This is a genomic window from Solemya elarraichensis gill symbiont, assembly GCF_002021095.1.
In the GTDB taxonomy this organism is placed as follows: Bacteria; Pseudomonadota; Gammaproteobacteria; order Chromatiales; family Chromatiaceae.
On the sequence record NZ_MPRK01000223.1, the window covers coordinates 1 to 2790 of the forward strand.

Here is a 2790-nt window from a genome sequence, read left to right on the forward strand (position 1 = left end):
ACCTGCCCCAAGTGCGGCGCCGAGGATCAGTACGGCGACAACTGTGAAGTGTGTGGTGCCAGCTACTCCCCCAGTGAACTGAAAAATCCGCATTCTGCAGTATCAGGCGCCAAGCCGATCGACAAGGAGTCTGATCACTACTTCTTCAAACTCGCCAATTTCAAGGAAATGCTGAAGAAGTGGACACGTGCCGGTCACCTGCAGAAGGAGATGGCCAACAAGCTCGACGAGTGGTTCGAATCCGGCCTGCAGGAGTGGGATATCTCGCGTGATGCCCCCTATTTCGGATTTGAAATTCCGGATCACCCGGGGAAATATTTCTACGTGTGGCTGGATGCACCGATCGGTTACCTGGCAAGTTTCAAAAACTTGTGCGACAAGACTGACGGACTAGATTTTGACAGTTTCTGGAAGACGGACTCGGATGCCGAAGTGTATCACTTTATCGGCAAAGACATCGTCTACTTCCACTGCCTGTTTTTCCCGGCCATGCTCGAAGGCGCCGGTTTCCGCAAACCGACCGCTGTGTTTGCACACGGCTTTCTCACTGTCGACGGCCAGAAGATGTCCAAGTCACGCGGCACCTTCATCAAGGCGAGTACTTATCTTGAGCACCTGAATCCCGAGTACCTGCGCTACTACTTTGCCGCCAAGCTGGGTGCCGGTGTCGATGACATCGACCTCAACCTTGAGGACTTCGCACAGCGTGTCAACTCTGACCTGGTTGGCAAGTTCGTCAACATAGCCAGTCGATTTGCAGGTTTTATCAACAAGCGCTTTGATGGCAAACTGGCTGCAGAATTGGATGACATAGCGCTGTTTGACAGCTTTGCCAGCGCGGGCGACTCAATCGCCGCAGCCTACGAGGGACGCGAATACTCTCGTGCGGTGCGTGAAATCATGGCACTGGCCGACAAGGCGAACCAGTACGTCGATGAGCAGAAGCCGTGGGTAATCGCCAAGGAAGAGGGCAAGGATGAGGAACTGCACCAGGTCTGCTCAATGGGCATCAACATGTTCCGCCTGCTCGCCATCTACCTCAAGCCCATCCTGCCGAAAACAGTCGAGGCAGCAGAAGATTTCCTCAAGGTGGAAGCACTCACATGGGGCGATGCTGCAAGCCCGCTGCTCGACCACGGCATCAGTAAATTCAAGGCACTGATGACCCGCGTCGAAAGCAAGCAGATCGAAGCGATGGTCGAAGGCTCGAAAGAGGATCTCGCTCCATCTGCAAAACAGGTGAAGCAGGAGAAACCGGCAAGTGATTTGGAAGCGATAGCGCCAACCATCGAATTCGACGATTTCGCAAAGCTTGATCTGCGTATTGCACGCATTGCGAAAGCAGAACACGTCGAGGGAGCAGACAAACTGCTGCAGCTGACGCTCGACCTCGGTGGTGAAACCCGCAACGTGTTTGCCGGCATCAAGTCTGCTTACGACCCTTCCGATCTCGAGGGCAAACTGACCGTCATGGTTGCAAACCTTACGCCACGCAAGATGCGTTTTGGCCTTTCAGAGGGCATGGTGCTGGCAGCAGGCCCCGGCGGCAGCGAGCTATATATCCTCAATCCTGACGAGGGTGCCAAACCGGGCATGCGTGTAAAATAAAAACGAATAATCAGGACAATTAATGATATCTGAATTCGCACTGATTCTTATCAGCACCATACTAGTCAACAATTTCGTCCTGTCGAAATTTCTTGGCCTGTGTCCCTTCATGGGTGTGTCACGCAAGCTGGAAACTGCGACTGGCATGGGGCTCGCGACAACCTTCGTACTGACGCTCTCCTCGATCTGCTCATACCTCGTCAACGAATACCTTTTGACACCACTCGGTATCGAATACCTGCGCACCATCGCCTTTATCCTGGTGATCGCCTTCGTCGTACAGTTCACCGAAACCGTCATGCACAAGACCAGTCCGCTGCTCTACCGCGTACTCGGCATCCTCCTGCCACTGATTACAACCAACTGCGCCGTTCTCGGTGTTGCACTGCTCAATATCCAGGAGCAGCATAATTTTATTGAATCAGCCATCTACGGCTTTGGCGCAGCACTCGGCTTTTCAATGGTACTGGTATTGTTTGCCGCGATCCGTGAACGCGTCTCTGTCGCCGATGTACCAGCCATCTTCCAGGGCAACGCTATTGCACTGATCACGGCAGGACTCATGTCGATGGCCTTCATGGGCTTCTCCGGACTGGTCACGGGCTGAGGAACAGATCATGCTGAGCGCAATCCTCACAATGACTATCCTCGCAAGCCTGTTCGGCCTGTTGCTGGGTTATGCAGCGGTACGCTTCCATATAGAGGGAGACCCGATTGCCGATCAGATCGACCAGATGCTGCCGCAGACCCAGTGCGGCCAGTGCGGCCATCCCGGCTGCCGCCCCTATGCAGATGCAATTGCCAAGGGCGAAGACGAAATCAACAAGTGCGCACCCGGTGGGCATGAGACCATCATTGCTCTGGCAGACCTGCTTGGGCGTGACCCCATTGCCATGGATGAGAATATCGAGATACGTCCTCCATCGGTTGCCGTCATCATCGAAAAGGATTGCATCGGCTGCACACTGTGTATCCAGGCATGTCCTGTCGATGCCATTCTTGGTGCTGCCAAACAGATGCACAGCGTAATCGAGAGTGAATGCACAGGCTGTGAACTCTGCCTTCCACCCTGCCCGGTTGAGTGCATTGTGATGGAGCCGATCGAGGCTGACATCCGCAGCTGGTCGTGGCCCTACCCTGGTGACCAGCCTCAACTCGCCCCGGAAGAGACACCCATGGAGG

The 2790-nt window shown here is 54.5% G+C and carries 3 protein-coding genes; all 3 read left to right on the forward strand.

The features are described 5' to 3' along the window. Nucleotides 1–1608, forward strand: a 1608-nt coding sequence (gene metG, locus BOW51_RS09335) for a methionine--tRNA ligase (protein WP_078477486.1), incomplete at its 5' end; no start/stop codon positions are given. A gap of 25 nt (nt 1609–1633) precedes the next feature. Continuing rightward, entirely contained in the window at nt 1634–2215 is a 582-nt protein-coding gene (gene rsxA / locus BOW51_RS09340; protein ID WP_174564749.1) for an electron transport complex subunit RsxA, read from the forward strand. 10 nt (nt 2216–2225) lie between these two features. After that, nucleotides 2226–2790 (forward strand): electron transport complex subunit RsxB (gene rsxB, locus BOW51_RS09345; protein ID WP_078477488.1); only part of this gene is annotated, 565 nt, incomplete at its 3' end.